Here is a 23566-nt window from a genome sequence, read left to right as displayed (position 1 = left end):
GGTTTTGGGCAAACCCCGTTCACTGCCTCATCAGGCGCGGCTGGGGGCCGGGGAAACGGACTGGCGAACAGCCAAGTTCAAGTTTATCGCAGGGCTGCAAACCGGCGGGGGCGGCGTTCGTACCTTCCATCGCCGCACCCGCCAGTCACCCGGCTCCCGGCCGGCCCACCCGATCAGGGAATGAGGTTTTCAGCCCGGTAGCGGTCAAACAGGGCAGTGAATGCCTCCAGCGTCCGCCGGTACCCGGTGAACCCGGCATCCCGGCTTTTGCCCATGTCCGTGACTACTTCAATATTGCGTCCCAGGTCGCTGTCCGTGTGCCACCAGGACGCGACGCGGTCCAGGTCCGGCTCGATCAGGTTATGGCGCCCGGCAAGTTCCCTCCACTGGTCCCCGCGCCCTGCCATGGTTTGTTCGAGGGGGCGTGGTTCCCGTTCGAACCCTTCCCAGGCCACGCCGAAGTAGGCCGCGAGCTTCGGCCACATCCAGCGCCAGCGGAAGACATCCCCGTTCACGATATTGAACGCCTCGTTGGCTGCTTTCGGCGTGGTGGCGGCCCAGACCATGTGCTCCGCAAGCACGCCCGCCTCCGTCATGTCAGTCAGTCCGTTCCACTGCGTCTCGGATCCCGGGAAAACGAACGGCTCGCCGTTTTCCCGGCAAAGTGCCGCCTGCGCCGCAAGCGTGAGGCCCATATTCATGGCGTTGCCCACCGCGTGCCCGATCACGGTGTGGGCGCGGTGGACGGACCAGGTGAAACCTTGCGCAGCAGCGGCGGCCCAGAGCTCATCCTCCTGCGCATAATAGAAGTTGGCCACCGGCAGGCGTGGCTCCTCCTCGTGGAAGGGCGTATCCGCCATTTCTCCGGCCGCATAGGCCTCAAAAGGTCCCAGGTAGTGCTTGAGTCCGGTCATCAGGGCAACGTGGGCTACGTCCTTGCCTCGGAGTGCCGCGAGGAGATCGCGCACCATACCGGCGTTGACGGTGATGTTTTCCTCTTCAGTGTCACGCCGCGACCATGCTGTGAAGAAGACATGCGAGGGGTTCTCGGGCCCCAGTGCAGCGGCCAATGACGCCGCCGAGGTGAGGTCAGCGGAGAGCCAGCGGACACCGGGGCGCTCTGCTCCGGGTCTCCGGGACAAGGCCAGGACAGCCCACCCCTCCCCTGCCAAATTGTCCACAAGAGCTGATCCGGCGATGCCGGTGGCCCCCACTACCAGCGCCGTCCGCTCCGTGCGGGCTGTTGTTCCTGAGGCTAAATCCATGGTGCTCCTATTGGTCGGTGCTGCCCGTGCGGCAAACGAATCCGGTGGGCCGGGCGCCGGTGTGTCGCTGCCCTGCGGGCACGGCCGCTGCCGGGCCGTTGTCGGTCTCTTAGGGACAAGCCACCTGGCCGGGCAGATATTCCTGCAGCTGCTGAGGGTAGTGAACGGAGCGGAAGCCAAAGTACCCACCCGGCCGGCCGCCGTCGGGCGCGTTAATGTACGCTTCCACGGACCCTGCAGTGGGGCACTTTAGGGCATCACCGTGCGGAAGTTGGGTTTTCTTACCCCTATCATTGAGCTTGCGGGAAAATGAGTACTTTTGTTCCTGCCGGCCAAGCGTGAAAGCCGGCATTTCTGCGGGCTGCAACCCGCACCTTTGAAGGGAAACACCTGATGGCGCGGAGCCCCGAAGAATCTTTGAGGGCAACTCTTGCCAGGGTGGCACCCGGGACCCCGCTGCGCGATGGCCTTGAGCGCATCCTCCGCGGCCGGACCGGCGCACTGATCGTACTGGGCTCGGACCGAACCATCGACTCCATTTGCTCGGGCGGCTTCGACATCGGCATTGATTTCTCCCCCACCCGCCTGCGCGAGCTCGCCAAGATGGACGGCGCTATCATCTGCGACAAGGACGCCGGCAACATCCTCCGCGCCGCCGTCCAGCTTGTGCCGGACTCCAGCATCGAAACCCAGGAATCCGGCACCCGCCACCGCACCGCCGAGCGCGTCGCCATCCAAACCGGCGTTCCCGTCATCTCCGTCAGCCAGTCGATGCAGATCATTGCCCTCTACGTGAACGGCCTGCGCCACGTCCTGGAGGGCTCGGAGAAAGTCCTGGCGCGCGCCAACCAGGCCCTCGCCACCCTTGAGCGGTACCGGTCGCGCCTGGACCAGGTCACAAGCTCCCTTTCTGCGTTGGAAATCGAAGCGATGGTGACGGTCCGGGACGTGGCCGTCACCCTGCAGCGGCAGGAAATGGTCCGCCGCATTTCGGAGGAAATCTCCCAGTACGTCCTTGAACTCGGCGAGGACGGCCGTCTCCTTTCACTTCAGCTCGATGAGCTCACCGTGGGCCGCGGCCCCGGAAGCGACGTCATTATCCGCGACTACGCCTCGCCCAACGCCTCCCCCGAGGACATCGAAAAAGCCGTCAGCGCCCTCGTGAACCTCGGGCCTACGGAGCTGATCGACCTCGGCCGGATCTCGGGAATCGTCGGCTTCGCGGGGGGCGAGGCGAACCTTGACGCCGTGGTGCAGCCCCGCGGATACAGGCTTCTTTCGGGGTTGAAGGCAGTTCCAAAGGCCGTGGCGGACCGCCTCGTGGACCACTTCGGCGGGCTGCAGTTCCTGATGGCAGCCACGATTGATGACCTGATGACAGTGGACGGCATCGGCGACCAGCGCGCCAGGACCGTACGGGAAGGCCTCAGCCGGATGGCCGAAGCAAGCCTGCTGGACCGCTTCCTCTAAAACCTTCGCGTAACAAGCCCTTTGGAGAACCCGTCAGTTCAGCTGGAAAACCGCCTTGGGGCTGGCTTTGGATCCGAGCTTCGCAGTGAAAATGTAGTACGCCCCGCCGTCTCCTGGTTTGGCTTCCACGGGCTGGCAGCCTTCAACGCTGCGGTTCCGGGACCACGGGAAGTTGGCGGTCTCGCTGGCGCCGGGTGCGATGATTTTCACCAGGTCCTCGCTCTTTGCCTGGCAATCGCGGGACGAGAAGATGCGGTCCGGCCCACTCGTCACCAAATACTCCATCTGAGAGGTCCCGATGTTGACCTCGCAGGGCATGGTGCCGCCATTGGTCACCTTGAGGGTGAGCATCGGGTTTTCCCCGGGCCCGTAGGAGGCCTTGTCCGTGGACGCGGAGACCGTGACCAGGTTCTGGTTGCAGGTGGGTGTGGCTGATGGCGTCGGGGTGGGCGTCGGTACCGAAGCCGAGCGCGACAGCGACGGTTCCGCTGAGGGGTCAGCTGAAGCCGTCGCGCCGGCGGTTGGGTCCGCTGAGGACGCCTGCTCAGACTTGCCGCCTAAGGCACCGGCCAGGGTGAACCCTCCGGCTACCAGAGCGATCACCATCAGCAGCGCCGCACCGAGGAACAGCCGGCGGCGGCGGTACACGGCCGGGCTCGCCTTATGTACGCTGCTGGAACCGGATGCCGTCGCCCTGCCCTGTGATGCTGAATCGCCTTGCCTGCCCATCCTTCTAGGCTAGAGAACCGGCGCGGATCTGCCTGCCCACCACGCCGCCGCCCTGCCGATGCTCTGGTCACATCCCGTTTCAACGGTGGAGCAGGATCAATTACAGTGTTGGGATCGACACTCCAGCCCCCGCCACAGCAATGCCCGCACTCTTTCCGGCGGGGACGGAACTGCACAGCCTGCACGGCGTGATTAACAACTGGTTCGCGGAAATTGCCCGGGACCTTCCCTGGCGGAAACAGGAATGCTCGCCCTGGGGTGTGCTTGTCAGCGAAATCATGCTGCAGCAGACCCCGGTGGTCCGGGTGCTGCCCGTTTGGAATGAATGGTTGCGGCGGTGGCCCACTCCCGCCGGCCTGGCCGGGGAACCGGCCGGCGAGGCAGTCCGCTCCTGGGGCCGGCTCGGCTACCCTCGGCGCGCGCTGCGGCTGCATGCGGCAGCAGTGGCGATCGTGCAGGACCATGGGGGCCGGGTTCCGGACAACTACGCTGAGCTGCTGGCGCTGCCCGGGGTGGGCAGCTACACGGCGGCTGCGGTAGCTGCTTTCGCCTACGGCCGCCGCGAAACGGTGGTGGACACGAATATCAGGCGGGTCCATGCCCGGCTTGTTTCCGGTGTTGCGCTCCCCGCCCCGGCGCTGACCGCAGCAGAAATGCGGCTCGCCGCCCAGCTCCTGCCGCACGACGACGGCACGTCCGTGCGCTGGAACGCTGCGGTGATGGAACTGGGGGCGCTCGTCTGCACAGCCCGGGCACCCAAATGCGGCGACTGCCCGGTCCGGAATTCCTGTGCGTGGCGGGCGGCAGGGGAGCCGCCGCCGTCGTACATTCCGAAGGGCCAGGCATGGCACGGCACGGACCGCCAGGTGCGCGGCGCCGTGCTGGCCGTACTGCGCGAGGCCGAGGCGCCCGTGCCGCCGGAGATGTTCCAGCGGGAGCCCGCGGACCTTGGTTTTGCGCCCGAGGGAATCGGCGTGCCGCTGGGCGCCCTGCACAGGCTGAATTCCGCTCCGGAGCAGCTGGACCGGGCTTTGGCGGGACTGCTCGCGGATGGCTTGGCGGAACTTCACGGCGGCGGATACCGGCTCCCCGCGTAAGGATAACGATGTTTGTACCACTTAGTCGGGGGCGGCAGAGGTCTTTCCCGCCCGGCCGTACCCTGAAGTATGGGCAAGCGCGTGCTGCTTTTGGCTCTGATGACGACGGCGGGACTTGCCTCTGCTTGCGGCCCCGGTCCCGGCGCCGTCCCCTGCCCGGCCATCGCACAAGCCACTGCCGTTTCGGTGCGTGTTTCGGCCGACTACGCCCCGCGGGTGGCAACGCTGCATCTGCAGGCCTGCCAGGACGGCACCTGCACCGAAGATGACGTGCAGCTCCACCCGGGCAGTGCCTCCATCGACCAGGGCTGCACCCCGGAGGGTGTCTGCTCTGCCACCGCTTCCCCGGATGGCACGAAGTTCGCCACGCTGTTCCTGCAAACCCTCACCGAGGCGCCAATGTCGGTAACGGCAGCACCAGCTGCCCCTGACGGATTACCCCTACCCGTGAAGACCCTGGACTTCCGCCCCCGCGGCGACTACCCCTTCGGAAAGCAGTGCGGCAGGTTCATCACCGCATCCCTGCTGCTCGACGCAGAGGGGCTGCACGAGCAGGCCTGACGGTCAGAACAGCGCCGCTTGGCTGAAGCTTTCTTCGGTACCAGCCTGGTCCGGGCATCCCCCAACCCCTGATTCCGGCAGCCACTCGAAACCCAGCTCAACAAGGAGTTCTTCAACGGACGTCTGCCCCTCCAGCACTTCAATATCCGGGGAATTGTCTTCGAGGTACAGCCGTTCCATGGCATCGAGCATATTCGCAGGAGCGCTTTGCGGTGCCGCTAACACACCGCCCGGGCATCATCCAGGTTGGACCGTGCCGTCCTACGGTTCCCCGAAGCCGGCCTGCACCAGCCCGCCGACGTAGTTGACTGCACGTTCCGCGTCCGTTCCCCACGCTTGGACGTGCAGCACTGAACCCTTGCCGGCGGCCAGCGTCATGAGGGCTGTCATGGACGCGCCGTCAACGCCATTGACCTGGACTTCCGCGTCGAGCGATGAAAGCCCGCCGGCGATTTTCGCGGCTGGGCGCGCATGCATGCCGGCCTGGTTCACCAGCTCAAAATCTCCGGTGTAATCGGGGGCGGGACCGGTGGCAGAACCCTTCCTGCCAAGCAATGCCGGTGTTTCGGAGTACAGGGCAGGGCCGCGGACGGCTTCAGCCGCCCTCTTAACCGTTTGGAGGTCGCCGCCACCCTGGGCGGCGACTGCAGCTGCCACCAGCCCCTCCACCAGGGGCGCGTCCGCCAACACCATCTTTGAGGCGTCTTCCGCAAATTCCAACGCAGACTCGGCTGTCATCACGGCCGAGCCCAGGTCGGTCATGATGACCGCACCATCACCCCCGGCCACCTTGTCCAGCGCGGCAAGAACCTTTTCCAGGCTGGTGCCGATCCTGCCGTCCATGGTGCCGCCCGCTGCCAGCAGCACGACGTCAGGCGCCATCTGCGCGGCAAGCTCCACAGCGCCGTCGGCGATCTTTCCGCTATGGGAGACCACCACAATGCTGACGGTCACGCGGCCGCCTGCACGGCGGCACGGAGGATCAGGGCACTGGAAGCGGCCCCGGGGTCGCGGTGCCCGGTGCTCCGCTCCCCGAGGTAGCTGGCGCGTCCCTTGCGGGCAACCAGTGGATCGGTAGCCACGGCTCCGGCTTCAGCGGCCTCCGCCGCGGCCACCAGGACGGTCAGTGCATCCGGGCTGCTGCCGGCGGCTGCCTGGCTTGCTGCCTCCGCCGCAGGAGTCCAGGCATCCACCATGGTCTTGTCCCCCGGCTCCGCCTTTCCCCGTGCCACTATCCCGTCGCGCGCAGCGGTGAGGGCGCCGGCCCAGGCGGCAGGAGCAATTTCCGCCGCGTCCCCCAGGGAAGTGGCCGCGCGAAGGAACGCCGTCCCATACAGCGGGCCGGCCGCGCCGCCCACCTTTGACATCAGGGTCATGGCGGTCAGCTTCAGCGCGGCTCCCGGGGTTTCCGGGGGGGAGTCGGACAGTTTATCCAAAACAGCCTGGAACCCGCGGTCCATGTTTTCGCCGTGATCAGAATCCCCAATGGCACGGTCCAGCTCGATCAGCTCCACCCTGTGCTCCGCCATTGCCTGCGCGCACAGGGTCAGCCATTTGACCGTCCACACCACATCCAGGACCACAGTCACACGCCCCAGCGCAGGGCCGCCGTGTGCACCGGCGCGTCCCACAGTTCGGTGAGTTCGTCGTCCAGCCGCAGTACCGAGATGGAGCAGCCCTGCATCTCCAGGGCGGTGATGTAATTACCTACGAGGGAGCGTTCGACGGCGGCTCCCCTGTCTTCGAGCACCTGCGCAGCCCTGCGGTAGACGATGTAAAGCTCGCTCAGGGGTGTGCCGCCCATTCCGTTCACGAACAGCAGCACCTTGTCCCCCGGCGCGATTCCCAGGTCGGTCAGTACAGGTTCGAGCAGCCGGTCCGTGATGCCGTCTGCGTTTTCCATCGGGATTCGGTGCCTGCCCGGCTCGCCGTGGATCCCAATGCCGATCTCAATTTCATCCTCGGCCAGGTCGAAGCTGGGCGAACCCGCGTGAGGTACGGTGCACGCGGTCAGCGCGACACCCATGGTGCGGACGTTGCTGTTGACCCGTTCACCTATGGCGGCAACAGCGTCCAGTGCGTCACCGCGCTCGGCAGCAGCTCCGGCGATCTTTTCCACAAGCACTGTCCCGCCCACTCCCCGACGGCCTGCCGTGTAGAGCGAGTCCTCAACGGCGACGTCATCATTGACCAGGACGGTACGGACGTTAACGCCTTCAGCTTCGGCAAGTTCTGCTGCGGTCTCGAAGTTCAAGACATCGCCGGTGTAGTTCTTGACGATGTGCACGACGCCGGCGCCCGAGTTGACCGCGAGGGTCGCGGGGAGGATTTGGTCTGGTGTGGGCGAGGTGAACACCGCGCCGGGCACTGCGGCGTCCAGCATGCCGCGCCCCACAAAGCCGGCATGGAGCGGCTCATGGCCGCTGCCGCCGCCCGACACGAGGCCTACTTTCCCACGAACCGGCGCGTCCTTGCGCGTGATGTAGGTGGGATCGGCACTTACGGTGACGAGATCTGAATGCGCCAGGCCGAAGCCCTGCACGGATTCGTCAACTACCGATTTTGGATCGTTGATGAGCTTTTTCACGGGTGTGCTCCTGGTCTGCTCCTGGAGGATGACATTCCCGACCCTACTACCGGCGTATGGGGAGGCGGTAGGGTTCCCGTCCTGTCGAACGGAGAAAAGGGACAGCCCCCAATGACTGTCCCTTTCCTTGGGCCCCCGCCCCTGCCCTCAACAGTTTATCCATTGATTCGAGTAAAAGAAAGCGCAGGTCAGGGCTATTTGTTAGGCATTGGGAAGAAACGGGCGGTTACAGGAATTTGATCATGCGGGTATTTCCCAAGGTATTTGGCTTGACCCTGGCCAAGTCGAGGAATTCCGCCACGCCTTCGTCATGGGACCGGAGCAATTCCGAATACACCATTGGATCCACTGCCGATTGGTCGGCCATTACTTCGAAGCCGTGGCGCTTGAAGAATTCCACCTCGAAGGTAAGGCAAAAAACGCGGGCGACCCCCAGGGCGCGCGCCTCCTCAAGCAGGCTCTCCACCAGGACATGCCCTATGCCTTTTCCCCGCCAGTCCGCCGAAGCGGCAAGGGTCCGCACCTCTGCAAGGTCCTCCCACATTACGTGGAGCGCGCCGCAGCCAATGACTTCGCCGTCCGAGGACTCGGCAATCCGGAACTCCTGCAGGCTCTCGTAGTAGGCCACCGTCTCCTTGGCCATCAGGATCCGCTGCTCGGCCAGCGGCGCCACAAGTTTCTTGATAGCGGAAACATCACCGGTGCGTGCAGGGCGGATATGGAAGGAGTCAGTCACAGAGCAATCCTACGAGGCGAGGGCTTCCGGCTTGGGGACTGCGACATTTACCGCGTGCTCGCTCGTTCCTCGCTTAGACGCACGCTACGTAAATGCCCCAGCCCCTTCGCCTCGTGCTTAGCCTCCTGAATGGACCTGTGCACCCATTGGTGCGCAGGGAAATGTCCCAGCCTCCGAGCCGAAGGTGAGGTGCTACAACCCCAGCTCAGGAGGCACCGAAAGGTCCTGGTCCAAGACATTCCGGGCCAGGAAGCTCTCCACGACGGCGTACCAGACCTTTGCGTGCTGCGGCTGAAGCACCCAGTGGTTCTCGTCCGGGAAGTACAGGAACCGATGCGGGGTCCGGCCGTCCTGGTCCGCCGCGAGTTGTGACTTGGACAGCAGCTCGTACCAAAGGCGCAGGCCTTCCCCGATGGGTACGCGGTAGTCCTTGTCCCCATGGATCACCAGCATCGGTGTGCTGATCTTTTCGACGTGAAGGTGCGGGGAGTTCTCCAGCGCCATCTCCTCAGTCATTTCCTTCAACCAGTACTGTGACGCGTCCGTGGTGGGGCCAAACTGGTCCAGCGCCCAGAGGCTCGCATGGGTGACGATGGCTTTGAATCGGTCGGTTTGCCCGGCAACCCAGTTGGCCATGTAGCCACCAAACGAGCCGCCCATTGCCGCAGTGCGCTCGGCGTCGATGTCAGGGCGTTCGACGGCGGCATCGGTCACGGTCATAAGGTCGGTATACGGGCTCTTACCCCATTCGCCCCAGCCCCGCTGGATGTAGTGCTGGCCGTACCCGGTGGAGAGAGCGGGATCGGGCAACAGTACGGCATACCCTTTCGCCGTGAGCAGCCACGGGTTCCAGCGCCAGGTCCAGGCGTTCCAGGATCCCAGCGGTCCGCCGTGGATCCAGAGGAGCAGCGGCGCCGGGGATTCAGCGTACGCGCCATCCGGCAGCGCGAGGTATGCCGGGACGCGTGAGCCGTCCGCCGCCGTCGCCGCAATCCGTTCCAGCTTCCCAGGATGGGAAGGCCGCTCCGCCGGTGCCGGCAACCTGGTGGTCTCCCCGGTTTGCAGGTCGATGCGCACAGCCTCCGGCGGGAACTCATAGGAACTGCGGAGGGCATAAGCACTGCGCCCCTCCGGTGAAACCACGACGTCGGTGTACGCCGCCGCGTCCTGCGTCACCCGGGTGACGCTCACTTCAGCCGCAGACGCCGGGACGCTGATCCGGAAGACGGGCGACGCGCCGTCGTCGTCCGCGGTGACCAGGAGGGCGGACCCGTCCGGCAGCCAGGCTGCCGGCTTGGCCCACCGGTCCCAGTCGTGCGCCAGGGGTGTCAGGAGCTTCACTCCGTCCGCGGCGTTATCGCTGACATCCAAAAGGTGCAGTTTCACCTGGGGCGCCTCGTGCGGGGTGGTGTCACTCTCGCTCAGCACCACCAAGGTCCGGCCGTCCGGACTGACCGGGCCGGGGAAGTAGCTCATGCCCTCGCGGTCCAGGAGCACCCTGGTATTGCCGGAGGCTGTGTCAATGGCCAGCAGGACGGAGCGGCTGTCCGCCTTGGCCAGCGGCTTGGTGTAGCTGGCATAAATGGTCCGGCCATCGGGGCTGACGACTGTTTCCGCCTCGCGCAGCCTGGCACCTGCATCAGGGGTGAGGTTCCGGAGAACCAGCGGAGCCGTGGCGTCCAGGGTGGCGGGTTTACCGGGATCCTTCTCTTTTCCCGGCTCGACAGCGAAGATCCTCGGCTGGCCGGGCCCAAGGTCCGCATCCCAGAACCGGACCGGATATCCGCTGTGCAGTATGGCGGAGACTTTGTTGTCCTTGCGAACCTTCCGCCGCTCGGCGTCGTCGTCTTCATCGGCGGATCCCGCCAGGACCTCCGCTACGACAAAGGTGGCGTCCGCGGCTTTGGCTGTCATCACGGCAGCGACGCCGCCGGGCCGGTTCAGGACCACCCTTGCCTCGCCCCCATCGGCGGGAAGGAGCCAGAGGGCGTTGACGGGGTCACCCTCGGGGCTGTCCGGATCGGGCCGGGCGGAGGTGAAGTACACGTCGCCGTTGGCAGCAAACGCCGCTCCAGCCTCACCCTTGGCGCTGCGCGTTATGCGGCGGGCATGCTTCTGCCCTGCCGGGTCCAGCTCCCACAGGGCCGTGCCGAATTCGGTTCCCTTGGCGTTCAGGGTGGCCACGGTGGTAACCAGCCGGCGGCCGTCGGGGCTCATCGCCAAACCACTCACCCGCGGGATGGACAGGTAATGGTCAAGATCATGAAAAGGGGTCAAAGGTTGCTCGTCCGGGATCGCCGGATTCTCAGTAGCCATGCCCCGATTCAACCCCACTGTGCCCCACATCACAAAAGACCCAACGGCGACGCTCACCATGCCCCTCATCGATGCCTAGCGCAAACGCTGCTGCGGGGCACTGGGCGGCCGCGGCTGGGGCGCTCCGGCCCCGGCGCCATTTGCCGCTTGCTGCTCCTTCGTCGCTTTGACGCAAGCTACACAAATGACCCCGGCACCCTCGCTTCGCTTAAGGCGGCAAATGCACGAGGTGCCGGGCATCAGGGATTTATGTAGGCGCCGTCAAAGCGAGGAACGAGCAGGCGCCGGGAAATCTCTGATGGCCGGCACCGGACCGAAACACTGCAGCCTCGTAAGCAAAGGTAACCGCCGGACGCCAACGCTTTGACGGGACGGGGGCAAGCGAAAGCCCCGCCTGCTCGGGGAGCGGGCGGGGCCTTTGCTTTGGTGTTTAGACGCTCGGGGCGATTTCCGGGATGCGCGGCTTGGCATTGCCGGCGAACGTGAACTTGGCGTCGTCGCCGTCGCCTTCCACATCCACTACGACGATGTCGCCGGCGTGGATTTCGCCGAACAGGATCTTCTCGGAGAGCTGATCCTCGATCTCGCGCTGGATGGTGCGGCGCAGCGGCCGTGCACCCATGGCGGGATCGTAGCCGCGGGTTGCCAGGAGAACCTTGGCCTTGGGCGTGAGCTCGATGCCCATGTCCTTGTCCTTGAGGCGCTTCTCCAGGCGGGTGACGAACATGTCCACGATCTCGATGATCTCGTCCTGGGTGAGCTGCGGGAACACCACAACGTCATCCACACGGTTCAGGAACTCCGGGCGGAAGTGCTGCTTGAGCTCCTCGGTGACACGAGCACGCATGCGATTGTAGCCGGTCTGCGTGTCGGTGCCGGACTGGAAGCCGGTGGCAACGCTCTTGGAGATATCCCGGGTGCCCAGGTTGGTGGTCATGATGATCACGGTGTTCTTGAAGTCCACCACGCGGCCCTGGGAGTCGGTCAGGCGGCCGTCTTCCAGGATCTGCAGCAGCGAGTTGAAGAGGTCCGCGTGGGCCTTTTCAACTTCGTCGAACAGGACTACGGAGAACGGTCGACGCCGGACCTTTTCGGTCAGCTGGCCGCCTTCCTCGTAACCGACGTAGCCCGGAGGTGCACCGAAGAGCCGGGAGACGGTGTGCTTCTCGGAGTACTCGGACATGTCCAGGGTGATGAGGGCGTCCTCTTCACCGAACAGGAACTCCGCAAGTGCCTTGGCCAGTTCGGTCTTGCCGACGCCGGTGGGGCCGGCGAAGATGAACGAACCGCCCGGACGCTTGGGATCCTTGAGCCCCGCACGGGTACGGCGGATTGCCTGGGACAGTGCCTTGATTGCCTCGTTCTGGCCCACGACCCGCTTGTGCAGTTCCTCTTCCATCTTCAGCAGGCGCGAGGACTCTTCCTCGGTCAGCTTGAACACGGGGATGCCCGTGGAGTTGGCCAGCACCTCGGCGATCAGATCCTCATCCACCTCAGAGATGTCGTCCATGCCGCCGGACTTCCAGTGGCGTTCCTTTTCGGAGCGCTCGGTGATCATCTTCTGCTCTTTGTCACGGAGCGCGGCTGCACCTTCGAAGTCCTGCGCGTCAATCGCGGACTCCTTTTCCATCTTCAGCTTGGCGATGCGCTCGTCCATGGCCTTGAGCTCCGGCGGAGCGGTCATGCGGCGGATGCGCAGCCGTGCGCCGGCTTCGTCGATCAGGTCAATCGCCTTGTCCGGCAGGAAGCGGTCAGATATGTAGCGCTCGGCGAGGCTTGCAGCCGAGGCGAGGGCGCCGTCGGTGATGGTTACGCGGTGGTGCGCCTCGTAGCGGTCACGCAGGCCCTTCAGGATCTCAATCGCATGCGCAACTGAAGGCTCCTTGACCTGGATCGGCTGGAAGCGGCGCTCCAGCGCGGCGTCCTTTTCGATGTGCTTGCGGTACTCGTCAAGCGTGGTGGCACCGATGGTCTGCAGTTCCCCTCGGGCCAGCATGGGCTTCAGGATGGACGCAGCATCGATTGCACCTTCGGCGGCACCGGCACCCACAAGGGTATGGATCTCGTCGATGAAGAGGATGATGTCGCCGCGAGTGCGGATTTCCTTGAGGACCTTCTTCAGTCGCTCTTCGAAGTCACCACGGTAGCGGGAACCGGCCACCAGGGACCCGAGGTCCAGGGTGTAGAGCTGCTTGTCCCGGATGGTCTCCGGAACATCGCCGCGGACAATCGCCTGGGCAAGGCCTTCGACGACGGCGGTCTTGCCGACGCCGGGCTCACCGATCAGCACCGGGTTGTTCTTGGTGCGGCGGGAGAGGACCTGCATAACGCGTTCCATCTCCTGCTCGCGCCCGATCACCGGGTCCAGCTTGTTCTCGCGGGCAGCCTGGGTCAGGTTGCGCCCGAACTGGTCCAGTACAACTGATCCTGCCGGCGTGCCTTCAGGCTGGCCCGAGCCGACGCCTGCGCCGGTGGTTTCCTTGCCCTGGTAGCCCGACAGGAGCTGGATGACCTGCTGACGGACCCGGTTGAGGTCGGCGCCGAGCTTGACCAGCACCTGGGCGGCAACACCCTCACCCTCGCGGATGAGTCCCAGCAGGATGTGCTCCGTGCCGATGTAGTTGTGGCCCAGCTGGAGGGCCTCGCGCAGCGAGAGCTCCAGCACCTTCTTGGCACGGGGGGTGAAGGGGATGTGGCCGGACGGCGCCTGCTGGCCCTGCCCAATAATCTCCTGCACCTGCTCGCGAACGCCGTCGAGCGAAATGCTCAAGGACTCAAGAGCTTTGGCGGCAACGCCCTCACCCTCATGGATAAGACCCAAGAGGATGTGTTCGGTACCGATGTAATTGTGGTTCAGCATGCGTGCCTCTTCTTGGGCAAGCACAACTACGCGACGGGCACGGTCCGTAAATCGCTCAAACATTTCGCCACACTCCTAGCTACGACGTACTTTGATGCTACGTGGCCCGCCCATACTTGTGGAGCGTGTTCGCCACGGGGGAAACCGGGGTGGACCGGGAATACCGGCAGCCGGTCCCGCCAGGCACCGCCGGCAGCCGGGGGGAACCCGAAAAAGTACGGTGAAACAAGCCTTATTCCGGGCCCGATGCGGCGACCCACTCCGGGCCTTTGGACACCGGTGCCTCCCAGCGCGGGTTCGCCTCCTGCAACGTCCTGCGCCCTATATGCAGCCCTGCACGCCGATGCCGCCGGCCTGTGGGAGTAAATGCGGCGTGACGGGCTCTTTCGGCGCGGGAAACCAAAGAAGCCCTGCCTCCCAAAGCGGGAAGCAGGGCTTATAGGCCGGCTCTGGCTGAAACTAGGAATTGGCCTTTTGGTAGGCTTCCTGGATTTCGGCCTGAATTCGGCCGCGGCTGTTAACGGTGTAGCCGTTTTCCCTCGCCCATTGGCGAATCTGCGCTGAATCGTGGCTGCGGCCGCCACTCGGTGCTTTGCTGCGGGCAGTCCGGCCGCTGCTGCCGCCGGAAGCCTTGCGTGAAGCGTTGATAAAACGTTCCAGTGAGGAACGGAGTTCAGCGGCATTGGCTGCCGAAAGGTCAATCTCGTAGTTGACCCCGTCAAGGCCAAACTTAACATTCTCGTCTGCGGATCCCCCATCCAAATCATCAACGAGGATGATGTTTACTTTCTGTGCCATTTAAAGTCTTCCTTTGGAAAGGGTTCGGTTTTCAGAAAAGCAGGATGTTTCACTGAAAGTATGACTCTTTTTATGGCAACGCGTCAAAGCGTAAATTGGTTCCTGGGGATATAAGCGGAAAGTCGAGCGGTTTATCTATTCGATTCCGGACCAGGGCTGCCGGCAGGCCCGGCAGCCTGCTCCTCTGCTTCAGCCTGGGCCTGTGCCTCCGCCTGGCGTTCGGATTTGTCCGCATTAAAGATCGCCTTCATGGCGAACCAGAAGAGGAGGCCCACTACCAGCGAAGGCAGGAGTACAGCTACATACTCCATGCTCAGTGCCCTTCCGGCTTCAGCAGCGGGAAGAGGATGGTTTCGCGGATTCCGGCACCGGTGAACAGCATTACCAGCCGGTCGATGCCGAGCCCGATACCGCCCATTGGCGGCGCCCCGTATTCTAGTGCGCGCAGGAAGTCCTCATCCAGCTGCATGGCCTCGTCATCACCGGCGGCTGCGTGCCGGGACTGCTCGGTAAGCCGTTCACGCTGTATAACGGGGTCGATCAGTTCGGAGAAGGCCGTCCCGCGCTCCATGCCGCCGATAATGAGGTCCCAGGCCTCGATCAGCCGGCCGTCTTCGCGGTGCGGGCGGGCGAGCGGCTGGGCAGAGGGCGGGTAGTCGTAGACGAAGGTGGGGTTCAGCAGGGTGGGCTCCACGATTTCGCCGAAGAGCTCCACTGCCAGCTTCTCGGCGTCCCACTTGGGATCGACCTTGACCTCGTGCTTGTCGGCGATTGCACGCAGCACCTCCAGCGGCGTCTCCGGGGTGACTTCCTGGCCAACGGCGTCGGACAATCCGGGGTAGACGGAAACCCAGGCCCATTCGCCGTCGAGGTTGATTTCCCCCGCTTCGGTCTGCAGGACGCGGCCGGCACCCACGGCGTCCGCGGCATCGAGGATAATTTCCTTGATGCGCTGCGCCATAACGAACTGGTCCGCCCATGCCTCATAGCACTCCAGGGTGGTGAACTCCGGGCTGTGGGTTGAGTCCACGCCCTCGTTGCGGAATACGCGCCCCATGTCGTAGACGCGGTCGATGCCGCCCACCACGGCCCGCTTGAGGTAGAGCTCCGTGGCGATGCGCAGGGTCATCTTCTGGTCGAAGGCGTTCATGTGGGTCTCAAACGGGCGTGCGAGCGCGCCGCCGTGGACCAGCTGGAGAATGGGGGTTTCGACTTCCACGTAGTTGTGGCGGAAGAGCGTCTCACGGATGGAGCGCGTGATGGCGGCGCGGGTATAGACCATTTCGCGGGCTTCGTCGCGGACCATCAAATCCACGTAGCGCTGGCGGACGCGGGTCTCCTCGTTCAGCTCGGCGTGGAGTACCGGCAGCGGACGAAGCGCTTTGGAGGCCATGGACCAGGACTCGGCCATAACGGACAGCTCACCGCGGCGGGAGGAGATGACCTCACCCCGGATGAACACGTGGTCACCGAGGTCCACAAGCGCCTTCCAGTCGGCCAGCGCTTCCTCACCCACGTTGGCGAGGCTGAGCATGGCCTGCAGGCGTGTTCCCTTGCCGTCGGTGCCGCCCTCCTGGAGGGTGGCAAAGCACAGCTTTCCGGTGTTTCGCACGAATACTACGCGGCCGGTGACGCCTACAACGTCGCCGGTGGTGTCGTCCGCCTCAAGGTGGGCATACTTTTCGCGGACCTCCGCGAGAGAATGCGTCCGTTTCACACCCACCGGGTACGCCTCAACGCCGCGCTCAATCAGCTTCGCGCGCTTTTCCATGCGGATGCGCATCTGCTCACTGGCATCAAGCGGCTCTGGGGCGTTTTTGGGCGAGGGGGTGTTTTGGGAAGTCACAATCATCAAGTTTACCGGGAGTTGGGCCCGCCCCGCTTCGCACCGGCGGACGGCACCACGGCCCTCGGGGCCGCGGCACCGCCCGCCGGAGTCACCGCCGCTCGCCGCGGCTGAACCCGGCGAGGGCAGCCTCCCCCAGGTTTTGCCACACGTTGCGGGTCTCGTGCTGCTCACGGCGGTCCGCGGGCTCATGCCGGTCCGCCAGCCAGTCGCCGTAGTGCGTGATGTCTTCTCCCTGCGCAGCTGCGACAGCATCACAGGCGAATCCAACTGCCTTCAAACCGTCCGCCAGTTCCACCGCTCCGAGCAACATGGGTTCGGGGAGCGCGGCCAGGAATGCTCCCAGCCCCGCTTGAGACACCAGCCACCGTTCACCCGCAAGCTCTGCGCCGCCGTCGTCTGAGCGGTACATCCCGGGTTTCGGCGGCACGGTGTCGAGGGACACCATCCGGTAGCGGGCCGCGGTCCGGACAGGGCCGTCCCAAGCGGCTCCGAGTTCTTCCAGTTGCGGCGCGAGCGGTTGGCCCTTGCGGTGCGCGCCCACCACCACCAGCGGTACGGCTACGGCACCCGCGGCCACCGGCCAGGGAACGGACGACGACGTCTGGCCGGAAAAATGTCCAGCTGCGGGGGCCGCGCCGCCGGCAAAGAGGGCCGGAGGATCCGGGGTGACCTCCAGGGCGCGTGCAATATCGGCAGCAACAGCGTCATCGAAGGTGCGGCCCACTACCGTCAGGCCGAATTGTGCGCCGTCCACCTCGCCGGCCGGGACGGCAACAGCGCATAGGTCGAACAGGTTGCAGAAGTTTGTATAGGTGCCCAGCAGGGAGTTGACGCCTACCGGGTCCGCCGCAACATCGGCCAGCGCGGGGTGGAAGGGTGCGGTGGGAATCAGCAGGGCGTCGAAGCTCTCAAAGCGAGACATTGCCCGGCGCTTGAGATCTTGGAGTCTTGCTGTGTCCGTGACGTAGCGGTGGGCCGGCACCTGGCCGGCGGCCTGAATGATGCGTTTTACAGTGGGGTCGATGCCCGCCTGCGTCTGCGCATCGCCGTCGGAAGCGTCGAGGTAATTCCCGACGGCGGCGTAACGCTCCGCGACCAAGGCACCGTCATATAACAGCCTGGCAGCGTCGAGGAACACATCGAATTCGAGAGGTTCGACTTCCACGCCCAGCGCCTGCAGCCGGTCAATGTGCCGGTGGAATTCGGCAACCCAGGCTTCGGGCAGGGCCGGCAGGGTGGCAGGGTAGGCGACGCGCGGCTTTTCCGGGGCGGCCAGCCTGATGTCCGCCGGCCAGGCCCTTGCCCCACCAGCCATTACGCCCATGGCGAGCTCGGCGGTGGACAGGTGGCGGGCAAAAATGGTCACGGCATCCCAGGACTTGCAGGCCGGAACCACTCCTTCGGTGGACACCACGTGCAGGGTCGGCTTGATGCCTACGATGCCCTGGAGCCCTGCGGGCACCCTGCCGGAACCGGCCGTGTCCGTCCCGATGGCGAGGTCCGCGAGGCCCAGTGCCACCGCGACCGCGGAACCGGAGCTTGAGCCACCGGAAATGAAGTCCGGACGGCGGGAATCGCGGACCGCCCCATGCGGGCTTCGGGTGCCTACAAGGCCTGTCGCGAACTGGTCAAGGTTGGTGGCCCCGAGTACCAAGGCTCCGGCGGAACGCAGCCGTGCCACGGCTTCGGCGTCCTTTTCCGGGAGGTAAGCGAACCCGGGACACGCCGCTGTCGTCGGGATTCCTGCCACGTCCACGTTGTTCTTGACGGCGAGCAGGAGCCCGGCCAGCGGCAGATCCGCACCACCGGCAACGGCCGTATCAATGGCAGCGGCCTCGGCCAACAGCTCGTCCGCTCCGCGCAGGGTGATCCAGATTTCCGGGCGGTCGATGGTTTCCAGGGCGGCGAGGGCAGCCCTGACCCGCCTGGTGGCCGCCCCTTCGGTTCCGTTGCTCATACTGCCAACTCCTCCAGGTCCTGCGCTTCCAGTCCGCCACCCGGAGCTGTGGTTTCCAGGTCCACGTCCGGGCCGCCCAGCACTACCACTGCTTCGCCCGCCACAACCTGCGAACCGGCAACGGGTAGGACCCGCAGCACCACGCCGTCGCAGGGAGCTTCCAGCACGGTTTCCATCTTCATTGCCTCCAGGGATACCAGCGGCTGGCCCTGGACCACCCGGTCGCCTGCCTTGACATCAACCTTCCAGACGCTGGCCGCGAACGGCGCGGCGACCAGGGAGCCGCCGTCCGGCACCGCCACCTCGTCCGCAACCGGGGAGACCACAGCGGCCAGCGCGTCCGCGCGGTCAAACTCTCCGGCGTCCGCCCAGGCCTGGCGCTCCACCGAGAACGCCGCGCCCTGCTTCTCGCGGAACGCCGCGATGGACCCGCGGTTTTCCTCGAGGAACACCTCGTGCTCGGCGAGCGAGAACGTGCCGTCCTCGATTTCCACGCCGCGGCCCCTGCCGGCCGCCATATCCGCGCGGAGATCCAGGAGTTCCTCCGGGCTGACCGGGTACCAGGAGATCCGGTCAAAGAACCGGAGCAGCCACGGCGAACCGGCCTCGAACGGGGCGGAATCCGCGTACCGGGACCAGACCTGCGTGGTGCGGCCAACGAACTGGTAGCCGCCCGGTCCTTCCATGCCGTAGATGCACATGTACGCCCCGCCGATGCCCACCGCGTTCTCCGGCGTCCAGGTGCGGGCCGGGTTGTACTTGGTGGTGACCAGCCGGTGGCGCGGATCCAGCGGCGTTGCCACCGGAGCACCAAGGTAAACGTCGCCCAGTCCCAAGACCAGGTATTCGGCGTTGAACACTGTATCGAATACGTCGTTCACCGACTCCAGCCCGTTGATCCGGCGGATGAACTCGATGTTCCAGGGGCACCACGGGGCGTCGTCACGGACACCGGCCATGTAGCGTTCGATCGCTTCACGGGTGGCGGGGTCGTCCCAGGACAACGGCAGCCGGACGGTGCGGCTGGGAACCACCAGCTCCGAACTTGCCGGGAGCGCGGCCTCGATCTCCTGGACCACATCCAGCAGGCGCCTGGTGGACAGAACGGAGGGATCCACCTTGATCTGAAGGGAACGGATCCCCGGGGTGAGGTCCACGATTCCCGGTACGCGGAGCTGCCCGAGGTGCTGGTGCAGGGCGTGGACCCTGGCACGGAGTCCCAGGTCCAGCACCATCTCGCCATACTCCACCAGGAGATTGTCATCGCCCGACCGGCGATAGGTGACCGCGGGCCTTCCGGCGCCCTGCGGCACCCGGCCCAGCACACCGTCGTCGCCATCCCCCCGTGCGGTGCGGACAGCAGAGGACAACCCGGCTGCAACCGAAGGGATGCCGCCGAACCACCCGGCGTCTCCGGGCAGCACCAGCTGGCGGCCCGGTCCAAGATCCCTGGCCGACGGCGACTGGCTGACAGGGATGGGAACGAACCGGACCTTGTCCCCCGGCCGAAGCTGGCCGAGCTTCCAGCGGTCCGCTGTCACCACCGTGACCGGGCAGACGAAGCCGCCCAGGCTGGGCCCGTCGGGACCGAGCAGGATGGGGGTGTCACCGGTAAAGTCCAGGGCACCAACAGAGTAGGCGGTGTCATGGATGTTCGAGGGGTGCAGCCCTGCCTCACCGCCGTCGGTCCGTGCCCAGCGCGGCTTGGGACCAATGAGCCGGACACCGGTGCGGGCAGAGTTGAAGTGGACCTCATACTCGGAGGCGTAGAGCTCCTCGATGTCCTCACGCTGGAAGAATTCCGGAGCACCGTGCGGCCCTTCCACAACGCTTAGTTCCCACGTTGAGGTCAGGGCGGGCCGGCTGTCCAACGGCACTGCCGCCGTCATCGCTTTCCTGCTTAAACCTTCCGCGGCGTCGGGGGCTTCCGCAGCCGGCTGCACTGCCCGCAGCACATCCCCTGCGCGAAGGACCCGCCCCGCGTGGCCGCCGAACTGGCCGAGGGTAAAGGTTGAGGCGCTGCCCAGGTACGGCGGTATGTCCAGGCCGCCCTGGAACAGGATGTAGCCGCGGAGCCCGTTTCCGCCGGCAGTGCCGACGTCGAGGGTTCCTCCCGCAGGGACAGTGACCGGCGCCCAGGCCGGCACGGTAGTGCCGTCGACTGTGACTGTTACCTCGGCCCCGGTGACACAGAGGGTAGTGGGGTGGGTGAAGGTCAGGCTGGGGCCGGTCATGGTGAATTCCAGGCCGGGGGCGCCTTCGGGATTGCCAAGGGCGGTGTTTCCGAGCCGGAAGGAGAGGTCGTCCATGGGTCCGCTGGGCGGTACCCCGATCTGCCACAGGCCGGTCCGCCCGGGCCAGTCCTGCACGGTTGTCTGCAGGCCCGGGCGGCCCACTGTGATGCGCGGCTCCGGATCGCCCACGCTGTCCAGGGTGCTGGTGGAGTGCTGGACCGAGCGGACTTCCGTGAGCCCGGTGGCGGCGCGGAGCATTCCGAGGTTGGTCTCGATGCCGTCGATCCGGGTGCCGGCGAGCGCCGCGGCCAGGCGCTCAAGGGCTTCAGTACGGTCCGCGCCGGAGGTGATGATCTTGCCCAGGAGGGGATCGTAGTTGGTGGAAACTTCAGTTCCCGTTTCGGCCCAGGCGTCCACACGGACATCGGCGGGGTATACGGCGTTGGTCACGGTACCCGCGCTGGGCTGGAACCCACGGGCGGGGTCCTCGGCGTAGACGCGCGCCTCCACCGCGTGGCCGGTGACCGGCAGGCTGTCAGGAATCCCGGCAAGGACCGTTCCGGCGTCCGTTCCTCCCTGAGCCAGTCGGAGCATCCACTCCACCAGGTCCACGCCGGTGACAGCCTCGGTGACGGGGTGCTCCACTTGGAGCCGGGCGTTGACTTCGAGGAAGGAGGCTTCGCGGCGGGCGGAGTCGTAGACGAACTCAACGGTCCCGGCGGAGCGGTAGTTCAGGGAGGCGCAGAGTGCGCGGGAGCTGCGGTGCAATTCTTCGCGCAGGTCCTCCGGCAGGTCCGGTGCGGGTGCCTCTTCGAGGACCTTCTGGTGGCGGCGCTGGAGGGAGCAGTCCCGGTCGCCGAGGCTGACTACCCGGCCTTCGCCGTCCCCGAAGATTTGGACCTCGACGTGGCGCGCGTTCTCGACGTACCGTTCAGCGAAAACACCGGCGGTGCCGAAGCTGGCGCCGGCCAGGCGGGCGACGCGGGGGAAGCTTTCTACAAGCTCTGCCTCGGTGCGGCAGACTGTCATGCCAATGCCGCCGCCGCCGCCGGTGGCTTTGAGCATCAGGGGGAAACCAATTCCGGCGCCTGCAGCGACGGCGGCGTCTACGTCCTCAAGCAGCCCGGACCCTGCGATCATTGGCACCCCGGCTGCCCGGGCGGCGTCGCGCGCTGTGTGCTTGGTACCGAAGATGCGCAACTGCTCCGCAGTGGGGCCTACAAAAACAAGCCCCGCTGCCTCCACGGCCTCGGCGAAGCCCGCGTCCTCGGAGAGGAACCCGTAGCCGGGGTGGATGGCTCCCGCGCCGGTGGACTTGGCCGCTTGCAGGAGTGCGTCCACCCGGAGGTAGGACTCCTTGGCCGGAGCCGGTCCAAGGAGTACTGCTGCATCTGCCAGGCGGACGTGCTTGGCGCCCCGGTCCGCTTCGGAGAACACGGCCACGGTGCGCAGGCCGAGCTTTTTGGCGGACTCGATGATGCGGCAGGCGATCTCGCCGCGGTTGGCAATCAGGAGGGTGTCGAAAGTGTTCACTGGTCAGCCTCCGGCCGGGTGACGATCATACGGACGGGGGTGGGGTTGAAGCCGTTGCACGGGTTGTTGATCTGCGGGCAGTTGGAGACGAGCACCAGGGTGTCTACCTCTGCCTTGAGTGCCACGCGCTTCCCGGGGGCGGACAGGCCGTCCACAATCCCGAGTGCCCCGTCCGGGTCCACGGGCACGTTCATGAACCAGTTGATGTTGGACACCAGGTCCCGCTTTCCGAGGTCCCAGCGTGAGCCCTCGATCAGGAAGTTCTCCACGCAGGCATGCTGTTCCCGGGTGTGCTGCCCGTAGCGGAGGGTGTTGGCCTCCTGCGAGCAGGCGCCGCCAATGGTGTCGTGCACACCTACTTCGTCTGCCACCACTGTCATGAGGGCGGCTCCTGTCTCTGCCCGCAGGACGGAACCGGTAGTGAGGATGATTGACTGCTGCCGGGCGATCGTGACGGCGGCGGAGTAGCGCACGGCGGCATCGCCGGCGGCATACAGCAAGCAGTCCACGGCCTGGTTGCCTTCGAGGTCCACGATGGTCAGCACGTCCCCGGCAGCCACAACGGCGGACCAGGGGCCGCGGGCCTCGACGAACTGGTCAAGGACAACTTCGCCGGGTGCCAGCGCGATGTCGCGGGGGTCTGTGATGGGATCGGTGTAGGTGGCGGTGTTCATCGGGCGTTCCTTGCGGTGAGGTCGTGTTCGGTGTTGTGCAGCGCCTGCAGGTGTTCGGGGGCCAGGGTGCCGGCGAGGGCGCCCGTTTCCAGTGCCGCCAGGTCCTGCGGCGCGTACCAGGCAGCAATGTCTACGGCGGTTCCCGCGAAGACCGCACGGGAGTCCAGCGGGTGGGCGGTGTTGGCGAGGACCAGCACCGCGTCCATTTGGAGGAGAAGTTCGACGGCGGCTCCCGGACCGGCGCTTCCGGTGAAGGTGATGCTGCCGGCTGGGTCTACGTTGATTCCCTTGAACAGGGACAGCGAGGGCGCCACGTCACGCGGCCCCAGCCCGCTTTTCAGGGCTCCGAGCGTGAGGAGTTCGCGGGCGGCGGGCGACGCACTGTGGGCGGTACCGGCGCCGTAGCGGGCAGTGTTGCCCTCCAGCGTGGTGGCCCCGGTCAGGGCGTCGTGGCGGAAGGAGGTATCAACCACGATCGTGGCCATCAGGCGGCCGGCATCGGAAAGGAGCGGGTGGCCTGCGCCGGGATACGCCTGCCAGGGGACCTTGACGGTGTCCGCAATGTTGAGCCGCTCGTGCAGGGCCCCGGCACGGTAGAGGAGGGTGTGGACACAGGCGTCCCCGGCGGTGTCCGTGAGCCTGATCCTGGTGCCGCGGGCCAGGTTCAGGGTGGTGTAGCGGCCGAAAGCCAAGGATTCGGCCCAGGTGAGGTTCGCGATGGCTTCTTCCGTCAGGTCGGCGGTGAGCCGGGCGGGGGCGGACGCGGCGGGCACGAACCGCATGGTGTCCGCGGTCCGGCCGTGCTGCTCCCTGGCGTGGGCCCGGGCGCCTGCCGTGGTGGCGGTGCCGGCGGTTGCTGGACTTTCCGTTACTTGTGTCATTTCGATCCTGTGTTGGTTC

General features: G+C 65.7%; 19 protein-coding genes. 3 read left to right on the top strand and 16 right to left on the bottom strand.

What is annotated here, in order from left to right:
* Positions 1-173: 173 nt before the first annotated feature.
* Positions 174-1265, bottom strand: a complete 1092-nt coding sequence (locus tag AC5RT4_RS11220) for an SDR family oxidoreductase (RefSeq protein ID WP_494105750.1) — start codon at positions 1263-1265, stop codon at positions 174-176.
* Positions 1266-1658: 393 nt separating this feature from the next.
* Here AC5RT4_RS11220 and disA point away from each other — a divergent pair, with 393 nt between their 5' ends.
* Positions 1659-2735 (top strand): DNA integrity scanning diadenylate cyclase DisA, encoded by a 1077-nt coding sequence (gene disA / locus AC5RT4_RS11215; protein ID WP_494040437.1) that lies wholly within the window; start codon positions 1659-1661, stop codon positions 2733-2735.
* Between the two features lie 33 nt (positions 2736-2768).
* Here the strand turns inward: disA and AC5RT4_RS11210 are convergent, their stop codons facing one another.
* Positions 2769-3464 carry a hypothetical protein gene (locus AC5RT4_RS11210; protein ID WP_494105749.1) on the bottom strand — a complete coding sequence of 232 codons (696 nt, stop codon included), beginning with the start codon at positions 3462-3464 and terminating at the stop codon, positions 2769-2771.
* 140 nt (positions 3465-3604) lie between these two features.
* On the opposite strand from AC5RT4_RS11210, the gene AC5RT4_RS11205 reads away from it, so the two are divergent.
* Positions 3605-4561, top strand: coding sequence for an HhH-GPD family protein (locus AC5RT4_RS11205; protein WP_494105748.1), 957 nt, complete (start codon positions 3605-3607; stop codon positions 4559-4561).
* A gap of 69 nt (positions 4562-4630) precedes the next feature.
* Complete coding sequence (locus AC5RT4_RS11200) at positions 4631-5122, top strand: hypothetical protein (RefSeq protein WP_494040434.1); 492 nt, start codon at positions 4631-4633, stop codon at positions 5120-5122.
* A gap of 3 nt (positions 5123-5125) precedes the next feature.
* On the opposite strand, the gene AC5RT4_RS11195 is transcribed toward AC5RT4_RS11200, so the two are convergent.
* From AC5RT4_RS11195 to AC5RT4_RS11130, 14 genes are all read right to left on the bottom strand, one after another.
* The gene (locus AC5RT4_RS11195) at positions 5126-5302 is read right to left on the bottom strand and encodes a hypothetical protein (protein ID WP_494105747.1); all 177 of its coding nucleotides are present in this window, start codon (positions 5300-5302) and stop codon (positions 5126-5128) included.
* 81 nt (positions 5303-5383) lie between these two features.
* Entirely contained in the window at positions 5384-6076 is a 693-nt protein-coding gene (gene dhaM / locus AC5RT4_RS11190; protein ID WP_494105746.1) for a dihydroxyacetone kinase phosphoryl donor subunit DhaM, read from the bottom strand.
* The gene (gene dhaL, locus AC5RT4_RS11185; protein WP_494105783.1) at positions 6073-6705 is read right to left on the bottom strand and encodes a dihydroxyacetone kinase subunit DhaL; all 633 of its coding nucleotides are present in this window, start codon (positions 6703-6705) and stop codon (positions 6073-6075) included. The genes dhaM and dhaL overlap by 4 nt, the downstream gene beginning before the upstream one ends.
* Positions 6706-6707: 2 nt before the next feature.
* Positions 6708-7709, bottom strand: a complete 1002-nt coding sequence (gene dhaK, locus AC5RT4_RS11180) for a dihydroxyacetone kinase subunit DhaK (protein ID WP_494105745.1) — start codon at positions 7707-7709, stop codon at positions 6708-6710.
* 226 nt (positions 7710-7935) lie between these two features.
* The gene (locus AC5RT4_RS11175) at positions 7936-8445 is read right to left on the bottom strand and encodes an amino-acid N-acetyltransferase (RefSeq protein WP_494105744.1); all 510 of its coding nucleotides are present in this window, start codon (positions 8443-8445) and stop codon (positions 7936-7938) included.
* Positions 8446-8637: 192 nt separating this feature from the next.
* Positions 8638-10761 carry a S9 family peptidase gene (locus AC5RT4_RS11170; protein ID WP_494105743.1) on the bottom strand — a complete coding sequence of 708 codons (2124 nt, stop codon included), beginning with the start codon at positions 10759-10761 and terminating at the stop codon, positions 8638-8640.
* Positions 10762-11191: 430 nt separating this feature from the next.
* Entirely contained in the window at positions 11192-13684 is a 2493-nt protein-coding gene (locus AC5RT4_RS11165) for an ATP-dependent Clp protease ATP-binding subunit (RefSeq protein ID WP_494040428.1), read from the bottom strand.
* A 396-nt stretch (positions 13685-14080) separates the two neighbouring features.
* Positions 14081-14419 (bottom strand): histone-like nucleoid-structuring protein Lsr2, encoded by a 339-nt coding sequence (locus AC5RT4_RS11160; protein ID WP_494040427.1) that lies wholly within the window; start codon positions 14417-14419, stop codon positions 14081-14083.
* A 131-nt stretch (positions 14420-14550) separates the two neighbouring features.
* A complete protein-coding gene (locus tag AC5RT4_RS11155; RefSeq protein WP_494040426.1) occupies positions 14551-14730 on the bottom strand; it encodes a hypothetical protein in 180 nt (59 codons plus the stop codon).
* Between the two features lie 2 nt (positions 14731-14732).
* Positions 14733-16271 (bottom strand): lysine--tRNA ligase, encoded by a 1539-nt coding sequence (lysS, locus tag AC5RT4_RS11150; RefSeq protein ID WP_494105742.1) that lies wholly within the window; start codon positions 16269-16271, stop codon positions 14733-14735.
* A gap of 85 nt (positions 16272-16356) precedes the next feature.
* Positions 16357-18225 (bottom strand): allophanate hydrolase, encoded by a 1869-nt coding sequence (atzF, locus tag AC5RT4_RS11145; RefSeq protein WP_494105741.1) that lies wholly within the window; start codon positions 18223-18225, stop codon positions 16357-16359.
* Positions 18222-21992, bottom strand: a complete 3771-nt coding sequence (uca, locus tag AC5RT4_RS11140) for an urea carboxylase (RefSeq protein WP_494105740.1) — start codon at positions 21990-21992, stop codon at positions 18222-18224. The genes atzF and uca overlap by 4 nt, the downstream gene beginning before the upstream one ends.
* Positions 21989-22666 carry an urea amidolyase associated protein UAAP2 gene (locus AC5RT4_RS11135; RefSeq protein WP_494105739.1) on the bottom strand — a complete coding sequence of 226 codons (678 nt, stop codon included), beginning with the start codon at positions 22664-22666 and terminating at the stop codon, positions 21989-21991. The genes uca and AC5RT4_RS11135 overlap by 4 nt, the downstream gene beginning before the upstream one ends.
* Positions 22663-23547, bottom strand: coding sequence for an urea amidolyase associated protein UAAP1 (locus AC5RT4_RS11130; RefSeq protein ID WP_494105738.1), 885 nt, complete (start codon positions 23545-23547; stop codon positions 22663-22665). The genes AC5RT4_RS11135 and AC5RT4_RS11130 overlap by 4 nt, the downstream gene beginning before the upstream one ends.
* Between the last annotated feature and the right edge of the window lie 19 nt (positions 23548-23566).

Source organism: Arthrobacter sp. sptzw42 (genome assembly GCF_059089685.1).
Note: the sequence above shows the minus strand (reverse complement) of the source record. Positions and strands in the feature narration are given on the sequence as shown.

Coding starts and splice junctions, on each gene's coding strand:
- AC5RT4_RS11220 (WP_494105750.1), bottom strand. CDS start 1,265: ATGGATTTAGCCTCAGGAACAACAGCCCGCACGGAGCGGACGGCGCTG.
- disA (WP_494040437.1), top strand. CDS start 1,659: ATGGCGCGGAGCCCCGAAGAATCTTTGAGGGCAACTCTTGCCAGGGTG.
- AC5RT4_RS11210 (WP_494105749.1), bottom strand. CDS start 3,464: ATGGGCAGGCAAGGCGATTCAGCATCACAGGGCAGGGCGACGGCATCC.
- AC5RT4_RS11205 (WP_494105748.1), top strand. CDS start 3,605: ATGCCCGCACTCTTTCCGGCGGGGACGGAACTGCACAGCCTGCACGGC.
- AC5RT4_RS11200 (WP_494040434.1), top strand. CDS start 4,631: ATGGGCAAGCGCGTGCTGCTTTTGGCTCTGATGACGACGGCGGGACTT.
- AC5RT4_RS11195 (WP_494105747.1), bottom strand. CDS start 5,302: ATGGAACGGCTGTACCTCGAAGACAATTCCCCGGATATTGAAGTGCTG.
- AC5RT4_RS11170 (WP_494105743.1), bottom strand. CDS start 10,761: ATGGCTACTGAGAATCCGGCGATCCCGGACGAGCAACCTTTGACCCCT.
- AC5RT4_RS11165 (WP_494040428.1), bottom strand. CDS start 13,684: ATGTTTGAGCGATTTACGGACCGTGCCCGTCGCGTAGTTGTGCTTGCC.
- AC5RT4_RS11160 (WP_494040427.1), bottom strand. CDS start 14,419: ATGGCACAGAAAGTAAACATCATCCTCGTTGATGATTTGGATGGGGGA.
- AC5RT4_RS11155 (WP_494040426.1), bottom strand. CDS start 14,730: ATGGAGTATGTAGCTGTACTCCTGCCTTCGCTGGTAGTGGGCCTCCTC.
- lysS (WP_494105742.1), bottom strand. CDS start 16,271: ATGATTGTGACTTCCCAAAACACCCCCTCGCCCAAAAACGCCCCAGAG.
- atzF (WP_494105741.1), bottom strand. CDS start 18,225: ATGAGCAACGGAACCGAAGGGGCGGCCACCAGGCGGGTCAGGGCTGCC.
- AC5RT4_RS11135 (WP_494105739.1), bottom strand. CDS start 22,666: ATGAACACCGCCACCTACACCGATCCCATCACAGACCCCCGCGACATC.
- AC5RT4_RS11130 (WP_494105738.1), bottom strand. CDS start 23,547: ATGACACAAGTAACGGAAAGTCCAGCAACCGCCGGCACCGCCACCACG.